General features: G+C 77.5%; 2 protein-coding genes. Both read left to right on the top strand.

Annotated features, from left to right (window positions below; translation table 11 throughout):
- Nucleotides 1-27: 27 nt before the first annotated feature.
- Nucleotides 28-15024, top strand: a complete 14997-nt coding sequence (locus tag TK50_RS11415) for a type I polyketide synthase (protein ID WP_043962717.1) — start codon at nucleotides 28-30, stop codon at nucleotides 15022-15024.
- A gap of 45 nt (nucleotides 15025-15069) precedes the next feature.
- Nucleotides 15070-26331: a type I polyketide synthase gene (locus TK50_RS11420; RefSeq protein WP_043962718.1), complete on the top strand. Its 11262-nt coding sequence runs from the start codon at nucleotides 15070-15072 to the stop codon at nucleotides 26329-26331.
- Nucleotides 26332-26338 lie beyond the last annotated feature (7 nt).

Genomic DNA, 26338 nt, shown 5'->3' on the forward strand with positions numbered 1-26338 from the left:
CGTCTGATCCCGATACGGAGTGGCCCGATGCCCACTGAGGCGGAGTTCCTCGACTACCTCCGGCGTGCCACGGCCGACCTGCGCGAGGCGCGGCGGCGGGTGCGCGAGGTGGAGGCGAAGGACCGCGAGCCGATGGCCGTCGTCGGCATGGCCTGCCGGTTCCCCGGCGGCGTACGCGGCCCGGACGACCTGTGGGACCTCGTCGACGCCGGCCGCGAGGGGCTGGGCGACTTCCCCACCGACCGGGGCTGGGACCTGGAGCGGCTGTTCCACGTCGACCCGGACAACCCGGGCACCTCGTACACGGACCAGGGTGGGTTCCTCTACGACGCCACCGAGTTCGACCCGGCCTTCTTCGGCATCAGCCCCCGCGAGGCCCTGGCCATGGACCCGCAGCAGCGGTTGCTGCTGGAGAGCGCGTGGGAGGCGTTCGAGTCCGCCGACCTGGACCCGCAGCGGCTGCGCGGCAGCCGCACCGGCGTCTTCGCCGGGGTGATGTACCACGACTACGCCTCCCGGGTGCTGGACCTGCCCGAGGGCGTCGAGGGCTACCTCGGCACCGGCAACTCCGGCAGCCTCGTCTCCGGCCGGGTCGCCTACACATACGGGCTCGAGGGGCCCGCCGTCACCGTCGACACGGCCTGCTCGTCGTCGCTGGTCGCCGTGCACCTCGCCGTGCAGGCGCTGCGCCAGCGCGACTGCGACCTGGCCCTGGCCGGCGGCGTCACCGTGTTGTCCACCCCCGGCGTGTTCGCCGAGTTCTCCCGGCAGCGCGGCCTCGCCCCCGACGGGCGGTGCAAGTCGTTCGCCGACGCCGCCGACGGCACCGGCTGGGCCGAGGGCGTCGGCGTGCTGCTGCTCCAGCGGCTCTCCGACGCCCAGCGCGACGGCCGCCGCGTCTACGCGGTGATCCGGGGCAGCGCCGTCAACCAGGACGGGGCCAGCAGCGGCCTCACCACGCCCAACGGCCCCTCCCAGGAGCGGGTCATCCGGCAGGCCCTGGCCAACGCCCGGCTCGCCCCCGCCGACGTGGACGCCGTCGAGGCGCACGGCACCGGCACCACCCTCGGCGACCCGATCGAGGCGCAGGCGCTGCTGGCCACCTACGGGCAGGACCGGGCCGGGGCGGAGCCGCTGTGGCTCGGCTCGGTCAAGTCCAACCTGGGCCACACCCAGGCCGCCGCGGGCGTCGCCGGGCTGATCAAGATGGTGCAGGCGCTGCGGCACGGCCGGCTCCCCGCCACCCTGCACGTCGACACCCCGTCGGAGCACATCGACTGGTCGGCCGGGGCCGTGTCGCTGCTCACCGAGCCCCGCCCCTGGCCGGCGGTGGACCGGCCGCGCCGGGCCGCCGTGTCGTCGTTCGGCATCTCCGGCACCAACGCCCACGTCATCCTCGAACAGGCCCCCGCCGCCGAGGAGCCCGACCCGGCCGCACCGGCCGTCGTCCCGCCGCTGTCGCCGGTCCTGCTGTCGGCCCGCAGCCCCGAGTCCCTCGCCGCGCTGGCCCGCCGCTGGGCCGACCACCTCGACGCCGACCCCGACGCCCGCCCCGTCGACGTCGCCGCGTCCTCGCTCGCCCGCGCCGGGCTGCCCCGGCGGGCCGTCGTCCTCGCCGCCGACCGCGCCGAGCTGCTCGCCGGGCTGCGCGCCCTCGCCACCGACGAGCCGGCCGCGCCGGTCGTCACCGGCACCGCCGCGCCCCGGGGCCGGGTCGCGTTCCTCTTCTCCGGGCAGGGCGCCCAGCGCCCCGGCATGGGCCGCGAGCTGGCCGAGGCGTTCCCCGTGTTCGCCGCCGCCCTCGACGAGGTGTGCGCCGCGCTCGACGCGCACCTGCCCCGGCCGCTGCGCGAGGTCTTGTTCGCCGCCGCCGGCACGCCCGAAGCCGACCTGCTGCACCAGACCGTGTTCACCCAGGCCGGCCTGTTCGCCGTCGAGGTGGCGTCGTTCCGGCTCGCCGGGTCGTTCGGGCTCGCCCCCGACCTCCTCGTCGGCCACTCCATCGGCGAGCTGGCCGCCGCGCACGTCGCCGGGGTGCTCACCCTCGCCGACGCCGCGACGCTGGTCGCCGCCCGGGGCCGGCTCATGCAGGCCCTGCCGGCCGGCGGGGCGATGCTCGCCGTCGCCGCCGACGAGGCGTCCGTGGTCGAGTCCCTCGCCGGGGTGACCGGCCGGATCGGCATCGCCGCCGTCAACGGCCCCGCCGCCGTGGTCGTCTCCGGCGACGCCGCCGCCGTCGAGGAGGTGGCCGCCCACTGGGCCGAGCGGGGCACCCCCATCCACCGGCTGCGGGTCAGCCACGCGTTCCACAGCGAGCTGATGGACCCGATGCTCGCCGAGTTCGCCGCCGTCGCCGCCGGGCTGACGTTCTCCCCGCCCACCGTGCCGATCGTGTCGAACCTGACCGGCCGGGTCGCCGGGCCGGAGCTGCTGTGCAGCCCCGACTACTGGGTGCGGCACGTCCGTGAGGCCGTCCGCTTCGCCGACGCCGTCGACCGGCTCGCCGAGGCCGGCGTCGGCACGTACGTCGAGCTGGGCCCCAACGGCGTGCTCACCGCGATGGCGCAGAGCTGCCTCACCGACCCGACCGCCGTGCTCGTGCCGCTGTCCCGCAAGGACCGCCCCGAGCCGCGCGCCCTGCTGGAGGCCCTGGCCCGGCTGCACGCCGACGGCCTGCCCGTCGACTGGGACGCCCTGCTCGCCGGGGCCGGCGCGCGCCGGGTCGACCTGCCCACGTACGCGTTCGCGCACGAGCGGTACTGGCTGGAGCCGGTCGGCCGGATCGCCGACGTCACCGGCGCCGGCCTCGGCGCGGCCGGGCACCCGCTGCTCGGCGCGGCGGTCTCCGTGGCCGGCGAGGACATGGTGCTGCTCACCGGCCGGCTGTCCCTGGCCACCCACGGCTGGCTCGCCGACCACGCCGTCTCCGGCGTCGTCGTGGTGCCCGGCGCGGCCCTGGTCGAGCTGGTCGTGCGGGCCGGCGACGAGGTCGGCGCGTCCCGGGTGCGGGAGTTGACCGTCGCCACCCCGCTGGCCCTGCCCGAGGCCGGCGGCGTCCGCGTGCAGGTGCGCGTCGGCGCGGCCGACGACACCGGCGCCCGCGCGGTGACCGTGCACGCCCAGTCCGAGGAGGACCCGGAGGGCGGCTGGGTCCGGCACGCCGAGGGCGTCCTCGAACCGGCCGCCGCCGACGAGCCCGTCCTCGGCGTGTGGCCGCCCGTCGCGGCCACCGAGGTCGACCTCGCCCAGTGGTACGACGCCCTCGCCGGGCGCGGCCTGGCGTACGGGCCCGCGTTCCGGGGGCTGCGTCGGCTGTGGACCGGCGACGGCGAGGTGTACGCCGAGGTCGCCCTGCCCGAGGAGGCCGCCGGGCCCGCCGCCGCGTTCGGCGTGCACCCGGCGTTGCTGGACGCCGCCCTGCACCCCGTGGGGGCGCTGCTCGCCGACGCCGACGGCGGCCCCCGGGTGCCGTTCGCGTTCTCCGGCGTGCAGGTGCACGCGTCCGGGGCGACGGCGCTGCGGGTGCGGCTGACCCGCGACGGCTCGGCGGTGCGGCTCGTCGCCACCGACGGCGCGGGCGCACCCGTGGTGTCGGTGGACGCCCTCGCGCTGCGGGAGATGACGGGCCTGACCGCCCCCGGCGTCGCCGCCCGCTCGCTGTTCGAGGTCGCCTGGCAGGCCGAGGAGGTGCCGCCCGCCGAGGAGCCCACCGGCTGGGCGCTGCTGACCGCGACCCCCTCGGTATGGGCCCTCGACCTGCCCGTCTTCGCAGACGTGGCGGCGGTGCTGGCCGCCGCCGACGAGGCGGGGGAGGGGCTGCCCCGCGCCCTCGTGCTCCCGGTCCTCCCCGCGCCTGCCGCCGGCCCGCCCGTCGCCTCTCCCGGAGCCGGCCTGTCCGCCGCCGAACGCTCCGGGTTGCCCGGCGTACCGTCCGCCGGCCTGCCCGACGTCGTCCGGGCCGTCGCGGCCGACGTGCTCGGCGTGGTCCAGGCGTGGCTGGCCGCCGACGCGCTGGCCGACACCCGGCTGGTCGTGCTGACCCGGGGCGCGGTGGCCACCCGCGACGACGACCCCGTCACCGACCTCGCCGGGGCCGCCGTGTGGGGCCTGCTGCGCTCGGCGCAGTCCGAGCACCCCGACCGGATCGTCCTCGCCGACCTGGCCGCCGGCACCGACGCCGCTGGTGTCGACGCCGCCGCCCTGGCGGTGCTCGCCCGGGTGGCCGACGACCCCGCCGGCACCGGCGGGCAGGTGGCGCTGCGCGGCGACGCCGTGCTCACCCCGCGCCTCGTGCGCGCCGCCGCCCCGGCCGAGCCCCCGGCCGCCCCCGCCCTCGGCGACGGCACCGTCCTGGTCACCGGCGGCACCGGCGCGCTCGGCGCGCTCGTCGCCGAGCACCTCGTCACCGCGTACGGTGCCCGGTCGCTGCTGCTGGTGTCCCGGCAGGGCCCGGCGGCCCCCGGCGCGGACGCGCTGGCGGAGCGGCTCACCGGCCTGGGCGCCCGCGTCGAGGTGGTCGCCGCCGACGTCACCGACCCCGACCGGGTGACCGCCCTCGTCGCCGGGGTCGGCGGCCGGCTGGCCGGCGTCGTGCACACCGCCGGCGTGCTCGACGACGGCGTGGTCACCGCGATCAGCCCCGAGCGGCTGGCCGGGGTGCTCGCCCCGAAGGCCGCCGCCGCGTGGCACCTGCATGAGGCGACCGCCGGGCGGGACCTCGACCTGTTCGTCGTGTACTCCTCCGTCGCCGGGGTGCTCGGCTCACCCGGCCAGGCCGCGTACGCGGCGGCGAACACGTTCCTGGACGCCCTCGCCGCGTACCGCCGGCAGGCCGGCCTGCCCGCCGCGAGCCTCGCCTGGGGGATGTGGGACACCGCCGGGATGGCCGCGACGGTCGGCGACGCCGACCGGGCGCGCTCGGCCCGCGCCGGCATCTCGCCGATGAGCGCCGACACCGGCCTCGAACTGTTCGACGCGGCCCTCGCCGCCGGCCGGCCCGCCCTCGTGCCGGCCGTGCTCGACGTGCCGGCCATGCGGGCCCGGGTCGTCGCCGGCCGGGTGCCGTCGCTGCTGCGGGTGCTGCTCGGCGCGGTGCCCACCCGCCGGCAGGCCGGCCACGGCAACTGGGCCGACCGGATCGCCGGCCTGGATCCGCAGGACGCCCGCGACCAGGTCGACGCCCTCGTCCGGGGCCTCGTCGCGCAGGTCCTCGGGCACGGCGGCGCGGACGCCGTGCCGGCGGACCGGGCGTTCCGGGAGCTGGGCTTCGACTCGCTGACGGCGGTGGACCTGCGCAACCGGGTCAACGCGGCCACCGGGCTGCGGCTGGCGTCCACGCTGGTGTTCGACTACCCGACCCCGCGCATCCTCGCCGGCCAGGTGTACGCGGAACTCGCCGGGAACCGGGCCGCCACCGTCACCCCCGCCGAGGCGGCCACCGCCACCGGCCTCGACGACCCGATCGCGATCGTCGGCCTGGCCTGCCGCTTCCCCGGCGGCGCGGACAACCCGGACCAGCTGTGGGAGCTGCTGGCCACCGGCGGCGACGGGATCAGCGAGTTCCCCGCCGACCGGGGCTGGGACCTCGACACCCTGTTCGACCCCGACCCGGCCAACAGCGGCACCTCGTACACCCGGCACGGCGGCTTCCTCTACGGGGCGGCGGAGTTCGACCCCGGCTTCTTCGGCATCAGCCCCCGCGAGGCCCTCGCCATGGACCCGCAGCAGCGGCTGCTGCTGGAGACCGCGTGGGAGACGTTCGAGTCCGCCGGCCTCGACCCGCACCGGCTGCGCGGCAGCCGCACCGGCGTGTTCGCCGGCGTCATGTACCACGACTACGCCTCCCGGCTGATGGACCTGCCCGCCGAGGTGGAGGGCTACATCGGCACCGGCACCTCCGGCAGCGTGCTGTCGGGGCGGGTCGCGTACACGTTCGGCCTGGAGGGGCCGGCCGTCACCGTGGACACCGCGTGCTCGTCGTCGTTGGTCGCCCTGCACCTGGCCGCGCAGGCGCTGCGCAGTGGCGAGTGCGACCTGGCCCTGGCGGGCGGCGTCACCGTGATGGCCACGCCGGGGACGTTCGTCGAGTTCTCCCGGCAGCGCGGCCTGTCGGCCGACGGGCGGTGCAAGTCGTTCGCCGCCGCCGCCGACGGCACCGGCTGGGGCGAGGGCGTCGGCATGCTGCTCGTGCAGCGGCTCGCCGACGCGCAGCGCGACGGCCGGCGCGTCTACGCGATCGTGCGCGGCACGGCCGTCAACCAGGACGGCGCGTCCAACGGCCTCACCGCCCCGAACGGCCCGTCGCAGCAGCGCGTCATCCGGCAGGCCCTCGCCAACGCCCGGCTGACCCCGGCCGACGTGGACGCCGTCGAGGCGCACGGCACCGGCACCACCCTCGGCGACCCGATCGAGGCGCAGGCGCTGCTGGCCACCTACGGGCAGGACCGGCCGGCCGACCGGCCGCTGCTGCTGGGGTCGATCAAGTCGAACATCGGGCACACCCAGGCCGCCGCCGGCGTCGCCGGGGTGATCAAGATGGTGCTCGCGCTGCGGCACGGGCTCGTCCCGCCCACCCTGCACGTCGACGAGCCGTCCCCGCACATCGACTGGACGGCCGGTGCGGTGACCCTGGCCACGGAGGCGACCCCGTGGCCGGCCGTCGACCGGCCCCGCCGCGCCGCCGTCTCCTCCTTCGGCATCAGCGGCACCAACGCCCACGTCGTCCTCGAACAGGCCCCCGAGCCGGTCGTCGCCGCCGAGTCCCGGCCCGGCGCCGCCACCGACGCCGGCCTCGTGCCGTTCGTGCTCTCCGCCACCGACCGGGCCGCGCTGCGGGAGCAGGCCGCCCGGCTGCGCGCCCACCTCGCCGCCCACCCCGAGGTCGAACCGGCCGAGGTCGGCTACGCCCTCGCCACCACCCGGGCGGCGTTTCCGCACCGGGCCGTCGTGCTCGGCCAGGACCAGGCCGAACTGGCCCAGGGCCTCACCGCCCTCGTCGACGGCGAGACCGTCGCGGGCGTCGTCACCGGCACGGCGCTGCGCAACACCGCCCCCGTCTTCGTGTTCTCCGGCCACGGCTCCCAGTGGCCCGGGATGGCCGTCGACCTGCTCGACAGCTCCCCGGTGTTCGCCGCGTCCATCGCCGAGTGCGAGGCCGTCCTCACCCCCTGGGTGGACTGGTCCCTCACCGGCGTGCTGCGCGGGGCCGAGGGCGCCCCGCCACTGGTCGCCTCCGGCGTCGTGCAGCCCGCCCTGTGGGCCGTGATGGTCTCCCTGGCCCGGCTGTGGCGCTCGCTGGGCGTCCGCCCGGGTGGCGTCGTCGGCCACTCCCAGGGCGAGATCGCCGCGGCCTGCGTCGCCGGGGCCCTCACCCTGGAGGACGCCGCCAAGATCGTCGCCCTGCGCAGCCAGGTGCTCGTCGACATCGCCGGCCGGGGCGGCATGGTCTCCGTGGCCCTGCCCGCCGACCGGGCCCGCGACCTGCTCAAGCGGTGGGCCGGCCGGCTCTCCGTCGCCGTGGTCAACGGACCCGGGTCGGTCGTGGTGGCCGGCGACGTCGACGACCTCGCCGACCTCGTCGCCGCCTGCACCGCCGACGGCGTGCGCACGCGCCCCATCGACGTCGAGTACGCCTCCCACTCCCCGCAGGTCGAGGCGGTCGCCGGTCGGCTCCTGGCCAGCCTCGACGGGATCACCCCCCGCCCCGCCGAGCTGCCGTTCTATTCCGCGCTCACCGGCGAGCAGACCGACACCACCAGCCTCGACGCCGGCTACTGGTACCGCAACCTGCGCGAGACCGTGAACTTCGAGCAGGCCGTACGCAACCTGCTCGCCGACGGCCACCAGGTCTTCCTGGAGGTCGGCCCGCACCCCGTGCTCAGCTTCGGCATGCAGGAGACCATCGACACCGCCGAACACGAGGCGGCCGTGGTCAACACCCTGCGCCGGGGCGACGGCGGCTGGGCCCGGATCCTCACCGCGCTGGCCGAACTGCACGTGCGCGGCGTCGAGGCCGACTGGAACGCCGTCTGCGGCGTGCGCACCGGTCCGGCCGTGCCGCTGCCCACGTACGCCTTCCACCGGCAGCGCTACTGGCCGGAGGCCCCCGTACGCACCGGACCGGCCGCCGCCGCCGACGACCCCGCCGACCGGCAGTTCTGGGACGCCGTCGAACGCGCCGACGCCGACGCCCTCGCCGCCGCCATGCGCATCGACACCGCCGACGCCCGCGCGCTCGGCGAGGCCCTGCCGCTGCTGTCCTCGTGGCGGCAGCGCCGCCGCGACGAGTCCACCGTGGACGCCTGGCGCTACCGGGTGCAGTGGACGCCGCTCACCGCCGCCGCCAGCGCCACCCTCGGCGGGACCTGGCTGCTCGTCGCGCCCGCCGCGTACGCCGGCCAGCCGATCGTCGGTCAGGTCGTGCAGGCCCTCGGCGAGGCCGGGGCGGACGTGACCCCGCTGGCCGTCGCCGACGCCGACCGGGCGGCCCTGGCCGCGCGGCTCGCCGAGGTCGACGCCGCCGCCGTCACCGGCGTGCTGTCCCTGCTCGCCCTCGACGAGACCCCCCACCCGCAGCGGCCCGTCGTCCCCGCCGGCCTCGCCGGCACCCTCGCCCTCGTGCAGGCCCTCGGCGACGCCGGCATCACCGCACCGCTGTGGTGCGCCACCGGCGGCGCGGTCTCCACCGGCCGCGCCGACCCGCTCGACCACCCCCGGCAGGCCCTCGTCTGGGGCCTCGGCCGGGTCGCCGCCCTGGAACACGCCGACCGGTGGGGCGGCCTCGTCGACCTGCCCGCGAAGCTGGACCGGCGCGCCCGGGGCCGGCTCGCCGCCGTCCTGGCCGGCGTCGGCCACGAGGACCAGGTCGCCGTACGCACCTCCGGCCTGTTCGCCCGCCGGCTCGCCCGCGCCGCCGCCGAACCCGCCCCGCAGCGGCCCGGCTGGCGGCCCGCCGGCACCGCCCTGGTCACCGGCGGCCTCGGCTCCCTCGGCGCGCACGTGGCCCGCTGGCTGGCCCGCGAGGGCACGGCGCACCTGGTGCTGACCAGCCGGCAGGGCCCGGCGGCGGCCGGCGCGGCCGAGCTGGAGGCCGAGCTGACCGGCCTCGGCGCGCGCGTCACCGTCGCGGCCTGCGACGTGGCCGACGCCGACTCGCTGCGCGCCCTCGTCGACCGGCTCGCCGCCGACGGCGTCACCGTCGACGCCGTGTTCCACGCCGCCGGGGTGGCCCACGCCGGCCCGCTCGCCGGCACCGACGTCGCCGAGCTGGCCGACGGCCTGCACGCCAAGGTCGCCGGGGCGGTCAACCTCGACGAGGTCCTCGGCGGCGACGTGTCCGCGTTCGTGCTCTTCTCCTCCGGCGCGGGCGTGTGGGGCGGCGGCCTCCAGGGCGGCTACGCCGCCGGCAACGCGTTCCTCGACGCCCTCGCCGAGGACCGCCGCCGCCGGGGCCTCGCCGCCACCGCCGTCGCCTGGGGCGCGTGGGACGGCGGCGGCATGCTGGAGACCGACGGCGCCGCCGACCAGATGTTCCGCTCCGGGGTCCGGCCGATGCGCCCCGACCTGGCCGTGGCCGTGCTCGCCCGCGCCCTCGCCGACGACGACACCACCCTCACCGTCGCCGACATCGCCTGGGACCGGTTCCACCAGACGTTCGCGATGACCCGCCCCCGGCCGCTGATCGAGGACATCCCCGAGGTGGCCCGGATCATCGCCGCCCGCAGCCGCGACGACGACGAGCCCGCCGAGGCGTCCCCGCTGCGCGGCCGGCTCGCCGGCCTCGCCGAGCCGGAACGCCGCCGCACCCTGCTGGAGCTGGTGCGGGTGCACGCCGCCGCCGTGCTCGGGCACGCCTCCGCCGAGGCGATCGGCGCGGACCGGCCGTTTCGGGAGATCGGCTTCGACTCGCTCAGCGCCGTGGAGATGCGCAACCGGCTCGGCGAGGCCGTCGGCCTGCGGCTGCCCGCCACCCTCGTCTTCGACCGGCCCACCCCGACGCTGCTCGCCGGCTGGCTGGCCGACCGCATCCTCGGCGTCACCGAGCAGGCCGCCGCGCCCACCCGGGCCGTCGCCGCCCTCGACGAGCCCATCGCCATCGTCGCGATGAGCTGCCGCTACCCCGGCGGCGTGGCCAGCCCCGAGGACCTGTGGCGGCTCGTCGCCGACGGCCGCGACGCCATCGCCGGGTTCCCCGCCGACCGGGGCTGGGACCTCGACGCCATCTACGACCCCGACCCCGACACCCCCGGCACCTCGTACGTGCGCGAGGGCGGCTTCGTCGCCGACGTCGCCGGGTTCGACGCGGCGCTGTTCGGCATCTCCCCGCGCGAGGCGCTGGTGATGGACCCGCAGCAGCGGCTGCTGCTGGAGACCGGCTGGGAGCTGTTCGAACGCGCCGGCATCGCCCCCGCCGACCTGCGGGAGAGCAACACCGGCGTCTTCGTCGGCACCAACGGCCAGGACTACGCCACGCTGCTGATGGCCGCCCGCGCCGAGACCGAGGGCTACCAGGCCACCGGCAACGTGGCGGCCGTCGTCTCCGGGCGGCTCTCCTACACCTTCGGCCTCCAGGGCCCGTCCGTCTCCGTCGACACCGCCTGCTCGTCGTCGCTGGTGGCGCTGCACCTGGCCGTGCAGTCGCTGCGCGCTGGCGAGTGCGACACGGCCGTCGCCGGTGGCGTCACCGTGATGGCCACCCCCGGCCCGTTCCTGGAGTTCGCCCGGCAACGCGGCCTCGCCGCCGACGGCCGGTGCAAGTCGTTCGCCGGGGCCGCCGACGGCACCGGCTGGGGCGAGGGCGCCGGCCTGCTGTTGCTCCAGCGGCTCTCCGACGCCCGCCGCGACGGCCGCCGGGTCCTCGCCGTGGTACGCGGCTCCGCCACCAACTCCGACGGCGCGTCCAACGGGCTCACCGCCCCCAACGGCCCCGCCCAGCAGCGGGTCATCCAGCAGGCCCTGGCCAACGCGCGGCTCACCGCCGCCGACGTGGACGCCGTCGACGGCCACGGCACCGGCACCCGCCTCGGCGACCCGATCGAGGCGCAGGCGCTGCTGGCCACGTACGGGCAGGACCGGCCCGCCAACCGGCCGCTGCTGCTCGGGTCGATCAAGTCGAACATCGGCCACACCCAGGCCGCGGCCGGCGTGTCCGGCGTCATCAAGATGGTGATGGCGCTCCAGCACGACCTGCTGCCGCCCACCCTGCACGTCGACGAGCCCACCCCGCACGTCGACTGGGCGGCCGGCGCGGTCGCGCTGCTCGCCGAGCCGACCCCGTGGCCCGCCGTGGACCGGCCCCGCCGGGCCGCCGTGTCGGCGTTCGGGGTCAGCGGCACCAACGCCCACGTCATCCTCGAACAGGCCCCGCCCGCCGACGACCGGCCGCAGCCGCAGGCCGGCGACGCGGAGCCGCCCGCCCCGCCGCTGCTGCCCTGGGTGGTCTCCGGCGACGACGCCGACGGGCTGGCCGCCCAGGCCACCCGCCTCGCCGACTGGGCCGAGGCCGCCGCCGGGCCCGCCGATCCCGCCGCCGACGTCGCAGCCACCAGCGACGCCGCCGTCGCCCGGGTGCTCGCCACCGGCCGCTCCCACCTGCGGCACCGGGCCGTGCTGCTCGCCGCCGACCGCGACGCGTACGTGGCCGGGCTGCGGGCCCTCGCCGCCGGGCAGCACCACCCCACCCTCACCCGGGACGTCGCCGAGCCCGGCGGCACCCTCGCCGTCCTCTTCTCCGGCCAGGGCGCCCAGCACGCCGGCATGGGCCGCGAGCTGTACCGGGCGTTCCCCGCCTTCGCCGAGGCCCTCGACGAGGTCTGCCAGCACCTCGACGCGCACCTGCCCCGGCCGCTCAAGGCGGTGCTGTTCGCCGCCGACGGCAGCGCCGAGGCCGACCTGATCCACCAGACCGTCTTCACCCAGGCCGGCCTGTTCGCCGTCGAGGTGGCCCTGCACCGGCTCCTCGCCGGCTGGGGGATCGTCCCCGACCTCGTCGCCGGGCACTCCGTCGGCGAGATCACCGCCGCCCACGTCGCCGGGGTGCTCAGCCTCCCCGACGCCTGCGCGCTCGTCGGCAACCGGGGCCGGCTCATGCAGGCCCTCCCGGCCGGCGGCGGAATGCTCGCCGTCGCCGCGCCCGAGGCCGACGTCGAGGCCACCCTCGTCCCGTACGCCGGCCGGGTCGCCGTCGCCGCCGTCAACGGCCCGGCCGCCGTGGTCGTCTCCGGCGACGGCGACGCCCTCACCGACCTGGCCGACCACTTCACCGCCCTCGGCGTACGCACCAAGCGGCTCACCGTCAGCCACGCGTTCCACAGCCCGCTGATGGAGCCGATGCTCGCCGAGTTCGCCGCCGTCGCCGCCGGCCTCGACTACGCCCCGCCGACCGTCCCGCTCGTGTCCAACCTGACCGGCCGGGCCGCCGACCCCGAGCTGATCTGCACCCCCGACTACTGGGTGCGGCACGTGCGCGACGCCGTCCGGTTCGCCGACACCGTCGACCACCTGCACTCCCTCGGCGTCGCCACGCTGCTGGAGGTCGGCCCCGACACGGTGCTCACCGCCCTGGCCGCCGACGCGCTGCCCGACGCCGGCCGCACCCTCGTCACCGGCGTCCAGCGGCCCGGCCGGGGCGAGGCCGAGGCGCTGCTCGGCGCGCTGGCCCGGCTGCACTGCCACGGCGTACGGGTCGACTGGGCGGCGCTGCTGCCCGCCGCCGACCCGGTCACCCCGCCCACGTACGCCTTCCGGCACCAGCGGTTCTGGCCCGTCGGCGACGGCGACGTGCTGCGCACCGCCGAGCCGGCCGCCCCCGCCGCCGGCACCGCCGACGAGGCGTTCTGGCAGGCCGTGGCCGACGCCGACGGCGACGCCCTCGCCACCCGCTTCGGCGTCGACCCGGACCGGCCGCTGCGCGACCAGCTGCCCACCCTCGCCCACTGGCACCGGCAGCGGCAGACCGACGCGCTCGTCGACGGCTGGCGCTACCGGATCACCTGGCCGCAGCGCCGCCTCACCGCCGGCCCCGCCACCGGGGAGTGGCTGCTGGTCGTCCCCGCCGGCCAGCCCGGTACCGCCGCCGGCACCGCTGACCAGGGCACCGGTGCCGCCGACCGGGGCACCGGCACCACCGAGTCGGCCGCCGACGTCGCCGACCGGATCGGCGCGCTGGTCGCCGCGCACGGCGGCACCGTGCGTACCCTCGCCGTCGACCCCGCCACGGCCACCCGCGCCGAACTGGCCGCGCTGCTGGCGGCCGGCGCGGCCACCCGTACCGTGTCGCTGCTCGCCCTCGACGAGCGGCCCCACCCCGACCACCCGGCCGTGCCCGCCGGGCTCACCGGCAACCTCGCCCTCGTCCAGGCCGTCACCGACGCCGCCCCCGCCGGGCCGCTGTGGCTGCTCACCCGGCAGGCCGTCAGCACCGGCCCCGGCGACCCCATCGCCCACCCCGCCCAGGCGACCACCTGGGGCCTCGGCCTGGTCACCGCCCTGGAACACCCCGCCCACTGGGGTGGCCTGCTCGACCTGCCCGCCGAGCTGGACCCGGCCGCCGGGGACCACCTGCTGCGGGCGCTCACCAACACCGACGCCGAGGACCAGCTCGCCGTGCGTCCCCTCGGCATCCACCTGCGCCGCCTCGCCCGCGCCGCCCGCGCCGAGCGGCCCGACGCCCCCGCCTGGCAGCCGCCGGACACCGTGCTGATCACCGGCGGCACCGGCGCGATCGGCTCGTACGCCGCCGCCTGGCTGGCCCGGCACGGCGCTCGCCGGCTCATCCTGGTCAGCCGGCGCGGCCCCGACGCGCCCGGCGTCGCCGCCACCCTCGCCGAGCTGGCCGACCTCGGCGCGCACGCCCGCGCCGTGGCCTGCGACCTGGCCGACCGCGACGCCGTCGCCGCCCTCGTCGCCGGCCTGCGCCGCGACGGCGAGACCGTACGCGCCGTCGTGCACGCCGCCGGCGTCGGCCGGCTCAACCCGGTCAGCGTCGTCGGCACCGACGAACTCGCCGACGTCGTCGCCGGCAAGACCGCCGGGGCCCGCCACCTCGACGAGTTCCTCGACCCCGACGACCTGGAGCTGGTCGTCTACTTCTCGTCGATCGCCGCCGCGTGGGGCGTCGGCGACCACGGCGCGTACGCCGCCGGCAACGCCTTCCTCGACGCGTGGGCGCAGTCCCGGCCCGCCGGCCGGGCCCGGGTCGTCTCCGTCAACTGGGGACCGTGGGCCGGCGGCGGCATGGTCAGCGACGACCACGCCGTGGCGATGAGCCGGCGCGGCGTGTCCCTGCTCGACCGGGAACCCGCGATGGCCGCCCTGCGCGCCGCGATCACCGGCGACGGCACCGTGCTCACCGTCGCCGACGTCGACTGGGCCCGCTTCGCCCCCGTCTTCGCCTCCGCCCGGCCCCGGCCCCTGATCGGCGACCTGCCCGAGGTGGCGGCCCAGCGCGCCGGCACCGACCCGGCCGCCGACGGCGGCGACGAGGTCCGCACCGGGCTGCGCAAGCGGCTCGCCGACCTCACCGCCGCCGAGCAGAACCGGCTGCTGGTCGACCTGATCCGCACCGCCGCCGCCGCGGTCATCGGCCACGACAGCCCGTACGCCCTGGAGGCCGACCGGCCGTTCCGGGACCTCGGCTTCGACTCGCTGACCGCCGTGGAGCTGCGCGGCCGGCTCGCGCGGGAGACCGGCCTCAGCCCGGCCAGTTCGGTGGTGTTCGACTACCCGACCCCGCAGGCCCTCGCCGAGCACCTGCGCGGCGAGCTGGTCAGCGAGGCGTCCGTGCAGGAGCTGCCGACCGTCGAGGAACTCGACGAGCTGGAGGCCGCCCTCGTCCGGCGCGACACCGACGACCTCGGCCGGGTCCGGGTCACCATGCGGCTGCACCGGCTGCTGGAACGCCTCGGCGCCGCCGACCGGGGCGCGGGGGAGCGGCCCGACGAGGCCGCCGAGGTGGCCGACCGGCTGCGCGTCGCCAGCAACCAGGAGCTTTTCGATCTTGTCGACCGGGACCTCGGGCTTTCCTGAGTCACGCGACACGTACCGGTGCCACACGAGGGAGCGAGATCAACCATGGCGGACGAAGAGAGGCTGCGCGAGTACCTCACGCGGGTCATCGCCGAGCTGCACCAGACCCGCCAGCGGCTGCGCGAGGTCACCGCCGAGGAGTCCGAGCCGGTCGCCATCGTCGCGATGAGCTGCCGCTACCCCGGCGGCATCACCTCACCCGAGGCGCTGTGGGACTTCGTCTCCACCGGCGGCGACGCCATCGGCGAGTTCCCCACCGACCGGGGCTGGGACCTCGACCGGCTGCACCACCCCGACCCCGACAACCCCGGCACCTCGTACACCGCCGCCGGGGGGTTCCTCTACGACGCCGGGCGCTTCGACGCCGCCCTGTTCGGCATCTCCCCCCGCGAGGCCCTCGCCATGGACCCGCAGCAACGGCTGCTGCTGGAGGTCACCTGGGAGCTGTTCGAACGCGCCGGCATCGCCCCGCTGTCCCTGCGCGGCAGCCGCACCGGCGCGTTCGTCGGCACCTCCGGCCAGGACTACGCCGCCGTGCTGCACCGCGCCCCCGGCGTCGAGGGCTACGTCCTCACCGGCTCCGCCGCCAGCGTCGTCTCCGGCCGGCTCGCCTACACCTTCGGCCTGGAGGGGCCCACCGTCACCGTCGACACCGCCTGCTCGTCGTCGTCGGTCGCCGTCCACCTCGCCTGCCAGGCCCTGCGCCAGCGCGAGTGCGGCCTCGCCCTCGCCGGCGGCGCGACCGTGCTGGCCACCCCCGGCCCGTTCGTCGAGTTCTCCCGCCAGCGCGGGCTCGCCGCCGACGGCCGGTGCAAGTCGTTCGCCGCCGCCGCCGACGGCACCGGCTGGTCCGAGGGCGTCGGCATGCTCCTGCTCGAACGCCTCAGCGACGCCCGCCGCAACGGCCACCCCGTCCTCGGGATCATCCGCAGCTCCGCCGTCAACTCCGACGGCGCGTCCAACGGGCTCACCGCCCCCAACGGCCCCGCCCAGCAGCGGGTCATCCGGCAGGCCCTGGCCGGCGCGAAGCTCACCCCCGACCTCGTCGACGTCGTCGAGGCCCACGGCACCGGCACCACCCTCGGCGACCCCATCGAGGCCCAGGCCCTGCTCGCCACCTACGGCCAGGACCGGGGCGACGCCGCGCCGCTGCTGCTCGGCTCGATCAAGTCCAACCTCGGCCACAGCCAGGCCGCCGCCGGCATCGCCGGCATCATCAAGATGGTCATGGCGATGCGGCACGGCACCGTGCCCGCCACCCTGCACGTCGACGCGCCCACCCCGCACGTCGACTGGGCCGCCGGAGCCGTCACCCTCGTCACCGAGCCCACCCCGTGGCCGGCCGTGGACCGGCCCCGCCGGGCCGCCGTCTCCTCGTTCGGCATGAGCGGCACCAACACCCACCTCATCCTCGAACAGCCCGAGGCCGCCGACGCCGCGACCGACGCCGACCGGCCCGAGCCGCCCGCGCCCGTGCTGCTCACCGGCCGCACGCGCGCCGCGCTGCGCCGCCAGGCCGAGCAGTGGTCCCGGTACGTCGCCGACGCCGCCCCCCACCCCGCCGACGTCGCCTGGTCCTCGGTGACCTCCCGCAGCCCCCTGGAACACCGGGCCGTCGTCCTCGCCGACGACACCGACGGGCTGCTCGCCGCCCTGACCGCCCTCGCCGACGACCGGCCCGCCCCCGGCCTCGTCACCGGTGCCGCCGCCGAACGCGGTGCCGTCGCGTTCCTCTACTCCGGGCAGGGCGCCCAGCGCGCCGGCATGGGGCGGGAACTGGCCGCCGCGTTCCCCGTCTTCGCGCAGGCCCTCGACGAGGTGTGCGCCGCCCTCGACCCGCACCTGCCCCGGCCGCTGCGGGAGGTGCTGTTCGCCGCCGCCGGCACGCCCGAGGCCGCGCTGCTCGACCAGACCGTGTTCACCCAGGCCGGCCTGTTCGCCGTGGAGGTGGCCCTGCACCGGCTCCTCGGCTCGTTCGGGATCGCCCCGGACCTCGTCGCGGGCCACTCCATCGGGGAGGTCGTCGCCGCGCACGTCGCCGGGGTGTTCACCCTCGCCGACGCCTGCGCGCTCGTCGCGGCGCGGGGGCGGCTGATGCAGGCGTTGCCGCCCGGCGGGGCGATGCTGGCGGTCGCGGCGTCCGAGGCGGAGGTGGTCGAGTCCCTCGCCGGGGTGACCGGCCCGGTCGGGATCGCCGCCGTCAACGGCCCGACGTCCGTCGTGGTGTCGGGCGCGGCGTCCGCCGTGGACGAGGTGGCCGGGCTGTGGGCCGCGCGTGGGGTGAAGACGCGGCGGCTGAAGGTCAGTCACGCGTTCCACAGCCCGTTGATGGAGCCCATGCTCGCCGGGTTCGCCGCCGTCGTCGCCGGGCTGGACCTGCGCGCGCCGGCCCTGCCGATCGTGTCCAACCTGACCGGTGACCTCGCCGACCCGGAGGCGATCCGCACCCCGGACTACTGGGTGCGGCACGTCCGCGAGGCCGTCCGCTTCGCCGACGGCGTACGTGCCCTGCGCGCCCACGGCGTCGGCACCTTCGTCGAGGTCGGCCCCGACGCCGTCCTCGCCGCCGCCGCCGAGGAGACCGTCGCCACCGTCGCCGCCGCCCCCGACGTCGCCACCGCCGCCGTCGTGCCCGCCCTGCGCCGCGACCGCCCCGAACGCCGCGCACTGCTCGCCGCGCTCGCCCACCTGCACGTCGCCGGCACCGCCGTCCGCTGGGCCGACGTCCTCGCCGACCGGCCCGGCCGCCTCGTCGACCTGCCCACCTACCCGTTCGAGCGGCAGCACTACTGGGTGCCCGCCGAGGCCCCCACCGACCCCGCCACCGGCACCGGCGCGCTCGACCACCGGTTCTGGGACGCCGTCGAACGCGCCGACCTCGACGCCCTGCGCGACACCCTCCACATCGACGACGCCACCGCCGACTCCCTGCGCGCCCTGCTGCCCGCCCTCGCCGACTGGCGGCGGCAGCGGCAGGAACACACCGTCCTCGACGGCTGGCGGTACCGCGCCGAATGGCAGGTCACCGCCGAACCCGCCCCCGGCCGGCTCGCCGGCGCCTGGCTCCTCGCGCTCCCCGCCGGCCTCGCCGACGACCCGGCCGTGGCAGCCGTCCGCGCCGCGCTCACCGACGCCGGGGCCGACCCGCTGCCGCTGACCGTCGAACCCGACGTCGACCGCGCCGCCCTCGCCGCCGCCCTCGGCGACACCCCGCTCGCCGGGGTCGTCTCCCTGCTCGCCTGGGCACCCCCGACCACCGACGCCACCCTGCCCGGCCTCGCCGCCACCCTCGCCCTCACCCAGGCCCTCGGCGACGCCGGCCACGACGCCCCGCTGTGGCTGGTCACCCGGGGCGCCGTCGCCGCCGCCGCGTACGACCGGCTCGCCGACCCCGCCCAGGCCGCCACCTGGGGCCTCGGCCGGGTCGTCAGCGTCGAGGCCCCGCACCGCTGGGGCGGCCTCGTCGACCTGCCCACCCGACCCGACGCCCGCGCCGCCGGCCGGCTCGCCGCGATCCTCACCGGCACGACCGGCGAGGACCAGCTCGCCGTACGCGGCCCCGGCGTCTTCGCCCGCCGCCTCGTCCGCGCCGCCCTCGGCGACCGCCCCCCGGCCCGCCGCTACACGCCCACCGGCACCGCCCTCATCACCGGCGGCACCGGCGGCCTCGGCGCGCGCGCCGCCCGCTGGCTCGCCGCCGCCGGAGCCGAACACGTCGTCCTCGTCAGCCGGCGCGGCCCCGCCGCCCCCGGCGCCGCCGACCTCGAAGCCGAACTCACCGCCCTCGGCACCCGGGTCACCGTCGCCGCCTGCGACATCACCGACCGGGCCGCCCTCGCCGACCTGCTGCGCCGCGTCGAAGCCGACGGCCCGCCCGTACGCACCGTCGTGCACACCGCCGGCGTCGCCCAGACCACCCCCCTCGCCGAGGTCACCGCCGCCGAACTGGCCGAGGTGACCGGCGGCAAGACCACCGGCGCGACCCACCTGCACGACCTGCTCGCCGACCGGGACCTCGACGCCTTCGTCGTCTACTCGTCCATCGCCGCCACCTGGGGCAGCGCCGGCCAGGCCGGATACGCCGCCGGCAACGCCTACCTCGACGCGCTCGTGCAGCAGCGCCGCGCCGACGGGCACGCCGGCACCGCCCTCGCCTGGGGCCCCTGGGCCGACGGCGGCATGCACGGGGCCGACTCCGACCAGCAGCTGCGCCGCCGGGGCGTACCCGCCATGGACCCCGCCGTCGCCATGGGCGCGCTCGCGCAGGCCCTCGACCACGACGACGTCACCCTCACCGTCGCCGACGTCGACTGGACCCGGTTCGCCCCCGCGTACGCCTCCGCCCGGCGGCGGCCCCTGCTGGAGGGCGTACCCGAGGCGAAGGCCGCCCTCGACGGCGGCGCACCCACCGACGACGGCGACGACGGCCCCGCCGCGACCCTGCGCCGCCGCCTCGCCGGGCTCACGCCGGCCCGCCGCGAGGAGACCCTCGCCGACCTGATCCGCGACCACGCCGCCGACGTGCTCGGCCACGACGGCGGACCCGCCGCCATCGGCGCCACCACCGCGTTCCGGGACCTCGGCTTCGACTCGCTCACCGCCGTGGAGCTGCGCAACCGGCTCGCCGCCGCCACCGGGCAGGCCCTGCCCACCACCCTCGTCTTCGACCACCCCAGCCCGATCGTGCTGGCCCGCTTCCTGCTCGGCGGCCTTCTCGGCGACGCCACCGACCCCGCCCCGGCCGCCGCCGCGCCCACCGTGGACGGCGACGACCCGGTCGCCATCGTCGGCATGGCCTGCCGCTACCCCGGCGGCATCGCCGACCCCGACCAGCTCTGGCGGCTCGTCGCCGACGGCGCCGACGCCATCGGCGACTTCCCCACCAACCGGGGCTGGGACCTCGACCGGCTCTTCGACCCCGACCCCGCCACCCCCGGCACCAGCTACGCCGACCAGGGCGGCTTCCTCCACGACGCCGCCGACTTCGACGCGGCCTTCTTCGGCATTTCGCCCCGTGAGGCCCTCGCCATGGACCCGCAGCAGCGGTTGCTGCTGGAGGCGTCGTGGGAGGCGGTGGAGCGGGCAGGGGTTGATCCGGCGGGGTTGCGGGGTTCGCGAACAGGGGTGTTCGTCGGCACCAACGGCCAGGACTATGGGGCCCTGTTGATGATGTCCGCCGATGCTGCGGAGGGCTTCGCGGGCACCGGCAACGCGGCGAGCGTGGTGTCGGGTCGGGTGGCGTACGCGTTGGGGTTGGAGGGGCCGGCGGTGTCGGTGGACACGGCGTGTTCGTCGTCCCTCGTCGCACTGCACCTGGCGGTGCAGGCGCTGCGGCGCGGCGAGTGCGACCTGGCGCTGGCCGGCGGCGTCACCGTGATGACCACCCCCGCCACCTTCGCCGAGTTCTCCCGCCAGCGGGCCCTCGCCGCCGACGGCCGGTGCAAGGCGTTCGCCGAGGCGGCGGACGGCACCGGGTGGGGTGAGGGTGTCGGGGTGCTCCTCGTGGAGCGGCTGTCGGACGCGCGGCGTAACGGTCACACGGTTCTCGCCGTGGTGCGCGGCTCTGCGGTGAATCAGGACGGTGCGTCGAACGGGTTGACCGCGCCGAACGGTCCGTCGCAGCAGCGGGTGATCCGGCAGGCCCTCGCGTCGGCGGGGTTGTCGACGGTGGACGTGGACGTGGTGGAGGCGCACGGGACGGGCACCACTCTCGGCGACCCGATCGAGGCGCAGGCGCTCCTGGCGACGTACGGGCAGGACCGGGGCGACGCCGCGCCGCTGCTACTCGGGTCGATCAAGTCGAACATCGGCCACACGCAGGCGGCGGCCGGCGTCGCCGGGATCATCAAGATGGTCCTCGCGATGCGGCACGGGACCGTGCCCGCCACCCTGCACGTGGACGCCCCGTCGGGGCACATCGACTGGACGGCCGGAGCCGTCGAGCTGGTCACCGAGGCCACCCCGTGGCCCGGGACGGGCCGACCGCGGCGGTCGGCGGTGTCGTCGTTCGGCATGTCCGGCACCAACGCCCACGTCATCGTCGAGCAGGGCGACGAGCCTGCTGCCCCGGCCGTCACCGGCGTCCCCGGGCTGGTCGACGCCGACGTGACGGTGTGGTCGGTGTCGGCCCGGTCGAAGGTGGCCCTGGCTGGTCAGGCCGAGCGGCTGGCCGCGTACGTGCGGGAGCACGGCGTGCTGGACACCGCGGCGGTCGGTTGGTCTCTGGCGACGACGCGGTCGACGTTCGACCAGCGGGCCGCCGTGGTCGGCGCGGGGGTCGAGGAGTTGCTCGCCGGTCTGGACGCCCTGGCGAGTGGTGTGCCGGCGGGCAACATGGTGTCCGGTGTGGCCGCCTCGCCGGGTGCGGGTCCGGTGTTCGTGTTCCCGGGTCAGGGTGCGCAGTCGGCACGCATGGCCGCCGGGCTGGTCGGTCGTGCGCCGGTGTTCGACGCGCGGTTGGCGGAGTGTCAGCGGGCCCTCGCCCCGCATCTCGACGTGGATCTCGTGTCGGTGTTGACGGGGGATGACGAGTCGTGGTTGGAGCGGGTGGAGGTGGTGCAGCCGGTCCTGTGGGCGGTGGGCATCGCCTTGGCCGCGGTGTGGGAGCACGCGGGCGTTTCGCCGCAGGCGGTGGTCGGGCATTCGCAGGGTGAGATCGGTGCGGCGTGTGTCGCAGGGATCCTGTCCCTGGAGGATGCGGCGAGGACCGTCGCCCTGCGGTCGCGGGCCCTGGCGGTGTTGCGGGGGACGGGTGCGATGGCGTCGGTGGATCTGTCCGCCGACGCGGTGACCGCCCGCCTCCCCGCGTTCCCGGGCGTGGGCGTGGCGGCGGTGAACGGGCCGTCGACGGTGGTCGTCTCGGGTCCGCCGCAGCCCGTCGCGGACCTGGTGGATGCCTGCCAGGCCGACGGGATCCGGGCGCGGCTGATCCCGGTGGACTACGCGTCGCATTCCCCGTCGGTGCAGGACGTCGCGGAGCGGCTGCGCGCCGACCTGGCGGACGTCACCCCCCAGCCGGGCCGCATCCGGCTCGTGTCGACGCTCACCGGCGACTGGGTCGAGCCGGAGAGCATGACGGCGGACTACTGGTACGACAACCTGCGGCAGACCGTCCAGTTCGACGCCGCCGTCCGGGTCGCCATCGCCGCCGGGCACACCACGTTCGTGGAGATCTCCCCGCATCCGGTGTTGACGATGCCGGTGACGGCGATCCTCGACGACGCGGGCGTCACCGGCCACACCCTGGGCAGCCTGCGGCGGGGCGACGACGACCCGACCCGACTCCTGACCAACCTGGCCACCGCCCACGCGATCGGCCTGCCCGTCGACCTGACCCGGGTCCTCGCCGAGGCCGGCACCGTGCCGCTGCCCACGTACGCGTTCGACCGGGGCCGGTACTGGCTGGAGCCGCCCGCGCACCAGGTCCGGGACGTCGGTGCCGCCGGCCTCCAGGACGCCGGGCACCCCCTGCTCAGCGCCGCGATCCCGGTCGCCGACGACCAGACGGTCGTGCTCACCGGCCGGCTGTCGGTGCGTACCCACCCGTGGCTCGCGGACCACGGCGTCGGCGGGACGGTGGTCGTCCCCGGGACCGGGATCGTCGACATGGTCGTGCGGGCCGGCGACGAGGTCGACGCCGGCCAGGTCGGCGACCTCACCCTGATCAGCCCGCTCGTCGTCCCGCCGGCCGGGGCCGTGCAGGTGCAGGTACGCGTCGGCGCGCCCAGCGACACCGGCGAGCGGACCGTCACCGTGCACTCCCGCACCGAGGGCGACGGCGACGGCGAGTGGACCCGGCACGCCGAGGGCCTGCTGCTGCCGCAGCTCCCCGCCCCGCTGGTCGTGCCGGGGGAGTGGCCGCCCGCCGACGCCGTCGAGGTCGACGCGGACCTCGACGCCTGGTACGCCGACATGGCCGGCGGCGGCCTCGGCTACGGCCCGGCCTTCCGGGGCCTGCGCCGGGTGTGGCGCGGCGTCGACGAGGCGTACGCCGAGGTGGCCCTGCCCGACGCGGTGGCCGCCGACGCGCCCCGCTTCGGCCTGCACCCCGCCCTGTTCGACGCGGCGCTCCAGGCCAGCGGCCTCACCGGGCTGCTCGGCGACGGCAACGCCGACGGCGATACCGCCGGCACGGGCTGGATGCCGTTCGCGTTCCGCGCCGTCGGCCTGCACGCCCACGGGGCGACCCGGCTGCGGGTGCGGCTGCGCCCCCTCGGCACCGACACCCTCGCCGTCACGCTCGCCGACACCGCCGGGCAGCCCGTCGCCACCGTCGAGTCGCTGACGTTCCGCCCGGTCGCCGCCGGTCGGGCCGACGAGGCCGCCGCCCTGCGCCGCAACTGTCTGTTCCACCTCAACTGGACGCCGCTGGGCGGGGCTTCGCCGGACCGGACGCCGCTGGACCCGGCACCGCTGCCGGAACGGGCCGACGCGGTGGGCGGCACCGATGCCACGGGCGGCACCCGCTGGGCGCTGCTCGGCGACGACCCGGCCGGCCTCGCCGCCGCGCTGGCCGCCGCCGGGCACCCCGTGACCGCCCACGCCGACCTGGCCGCCCTCGCCGCCGAGGTCGAGCGCGGCGGCGACGTACCCGATGTGGTGGTCGCGCAGTGGGTCGGCGCGGACCCGGCGCGGGCCGGCGACGCCGCGCACGACGCGGCCCGGGACGCCCTCGCGCTCGTGCAGGGCTGGCTCGCCGAACCCGGCCTGGAGCGGTCCCGCCTGGTGCTGCGCACCGCCGGGGCGGTCGGCGCGGCCCCCGGCGAGGCCCCCCGCGACCTGGCGCGGGCCGCCCTGTGGGGGCTGGTCCGCTCGGCGCAGGCCGAGCACCCCGGCCGGTTCACGCTGCTGGACGCCGACGACGACGCCGGCTGCCTCGCGGCCGTCCCGGCGGCCGTCGCCTGCGGCGAGCCGCAGGTCGCCGTGCGCGACGGCGCGCTGCTCGTGCCCCGGCTGGTGCGGGCCCGCGACGCCGGCACGCTGGCCCTGCCCGGTGACGACGTGCCGTGGCGGCTCGACGTCACCGAGAAGGGCACCCTGGAGAACCTGGCCGTGCTGCCCTGCCCCGAGGTCACCGAGGCGCTGCCGGCCGGGCAGGTACGCGTTGCGATGCGCGCCTCCGGCCTCAACTTCCGGGACGTGGTGCTGACCCTCGGCATGGTCCCCGACCAGGAGGTGCTCGGCAACGAGGGCGCGGGCGTGGTGCTCGACGTCGGCCCCGGCGTCACCGGTGTGGCCCCCGGCGACCGGGTGATGGGCCTGTTCTCCGGCTCGTTCGCCAGCGTCGCCGTCACCGACCACCGCCTCGTCACCCGCATCCCCGACGGCTGGTCGTACGCGGAGGCCGCCGCCGTGCCGGTGGTCTTCCTCACCGCCTGGTACGGCCTGGTCGAGCTGGCCCGCCTCGACGCGGGCGAGTCCGTGCTGGTGCACGCGGCGGCCGGCGGCGTCGGCATGGCCGCCGTGCAGATCGCCCGCCACCTCGGCGCGGAGGTCTACGGCACGGCCAGCCCCGGCAAGTGGCCGGCGCTGCGCGCCACCGGCTTCGACGACGCGCACGTCGCCTCCTCCCGCAGCCTCGACTTCGTCGACGCGTTCCGCGACCGCACCGGCGGGCGCGGCGTGGACGTCGTGCTCAACGCGCTCAGCGGGGAGTTCGTCGACGCGTCGCTGCGGCTGCTCGCCCCCGGCGGCCGGTTCGTCGAGATGGGCAAGACCGACAAGCGGGACCCGCAGCGGGTCGCCGCCGACCATCCCGGCGTCAGCTACCAGGTGTTCGACCTCATCGAGGCCGGCCAGGACAAGATCGGCGAGATGCTCGCCGAGCTGGTGGCGCTGTTCGCCACCGGCGCGCTGCGGCCGCTGCCCCGCCGCGACTGGGACGTCCGGCGCGCCCCGGAGGCGTTCCGCTTCCTCAGCCAGGCCCGGCACGTCGGCAAGCTCGCCCTGAGCATCCCGCAGGCGCCCCGCCTCGACGGCACCGTCCTCGTCTCCGGCGCGACCGGCACCCTCGGCGCGCTGCTCTGCCGGCACCTGGTCACCGCACACGACGCCCGGCAGCTCCTGCTGGTCAGCCGGCGCGGCCCCGACGCCGAGGGCGCCGACGCGCTGCTGGCCGACCTCAAGGCGCTCGGCGCGGACGTGTCGATCGTCGCCGCCGACCTGGCCGACCCGGACGCCGTCGCCGACGTGCTGTCCATGGTGGACGCCCGGCATCCGCTGCGGGCCGTCGTGCACGCGGCCGGCGTCCTCGACGACGGGGTGCTGGAGTCGATGACCCCCGACCGGCTCGCCGCCGTGCTGCGGCCGAAGGTCGACGCCGCCTGGAACCTGCACCGCGCCACGGTCGGCCACGAGCTGACCGCGTTCGTGCTGTTCTCCGCCGCCGCCGGGGTCTTCGGCGGCCCGGGGCAGGGCAACTACGCCGCCGGCAACGCGTTCCTCGACGCCCTCGCCGAGCACCGGCGGGCCCTCGGGCTGCCGGCGGTCTCCCTCACCTGGGGCCGGTGGGCGCAGGCCAGCGGCATGACCGGGCACCTCGACGCCGCCGACATCCGCCGCCTCGACCGGGGCGGCATGGCCGCCCTGTCCAACGACGAGGCCCTCGCCCTGTTCGACGCCGCCTGGCGGTCCGAGCGGGCCGTGCAGATGCCCGCGAAGATCAGCACCGGGGTCGCCGCGCCGGGCGCGCCCGTGCACCCGCTGCTGACCGGGCTGGTCCGCGCCGCCGGCCGCCGGGCCGCCGCCGGTGAGGCCACCGACGGGCAGGCGTACGCGGCGCGGCTCGCCGGCCTCACCGCCGACAAGCGGGTACGCGCCCTGCGCGACCTGGTGCTGTCGAACGTCGCCGTCGTCCTCGGCCACGGCGACCCGGCCGGCATCGAGCCGACCCGCGCCTTCCGCGAACTCGGCTTCGACTCGCTGACCGCCGTGGAGCTGCGCAACCGGCTCGGCGCGGCCACCGGGCTGCGGCTGCCCGCCACCCTCGTCTTCGACAACCCGACGCCGGCGGCGCTCGCCGCGCACCTCGCCGAGCAGCTCGCCCCGGCGGGTGGGTCGGGGGGCGGTTCAGCCGATTCGGCGGGCGGCTCGGCGACGGGGGCCAGCCTGGACCTCGACCGCATCGAGGCGGCCCTCGCCGGCCTCGACCCGGCCGACGACGAGTTCCGCCGCATCACCGACCGGCTGCACGGCCTGCTGGACCGGCTGGCCGAGCGGCAGTCCGACGCGGGCGGCGACGACGACCTGGAGTCGGCCACCGCCGAGAACATCTTCGACCTGATCGACCGCGAGCTGGAGACGTCGTGACCAGCCG

Source organism: Micromonospora haikouensis (assembly GCF_000876225.1).
Lineage (GTDB): Bacteria > Actinomycetota > Actinomycetes > Mycobacteriales > Micromonosporaceae > Micromonospora > Micromonospora haikouensis.

Excerpts from the sequence above, each read along its gene's own strand:
- TK50_RS11415 (WP_043962717.1), top strand. The coding sequence starts at position 28 with ATGCCCACTGAGGCGGAGTTCCTCGACTACCTCCGGCGTGCCACGGCC.
- TK50_RS11420 (WP_043962718.1), top strand. The coding sequence starts at position 15,070 with ATGGCGGACGAAGAGAGGCTGCGCGAGTACCTCACGCGGGTCATCGCC.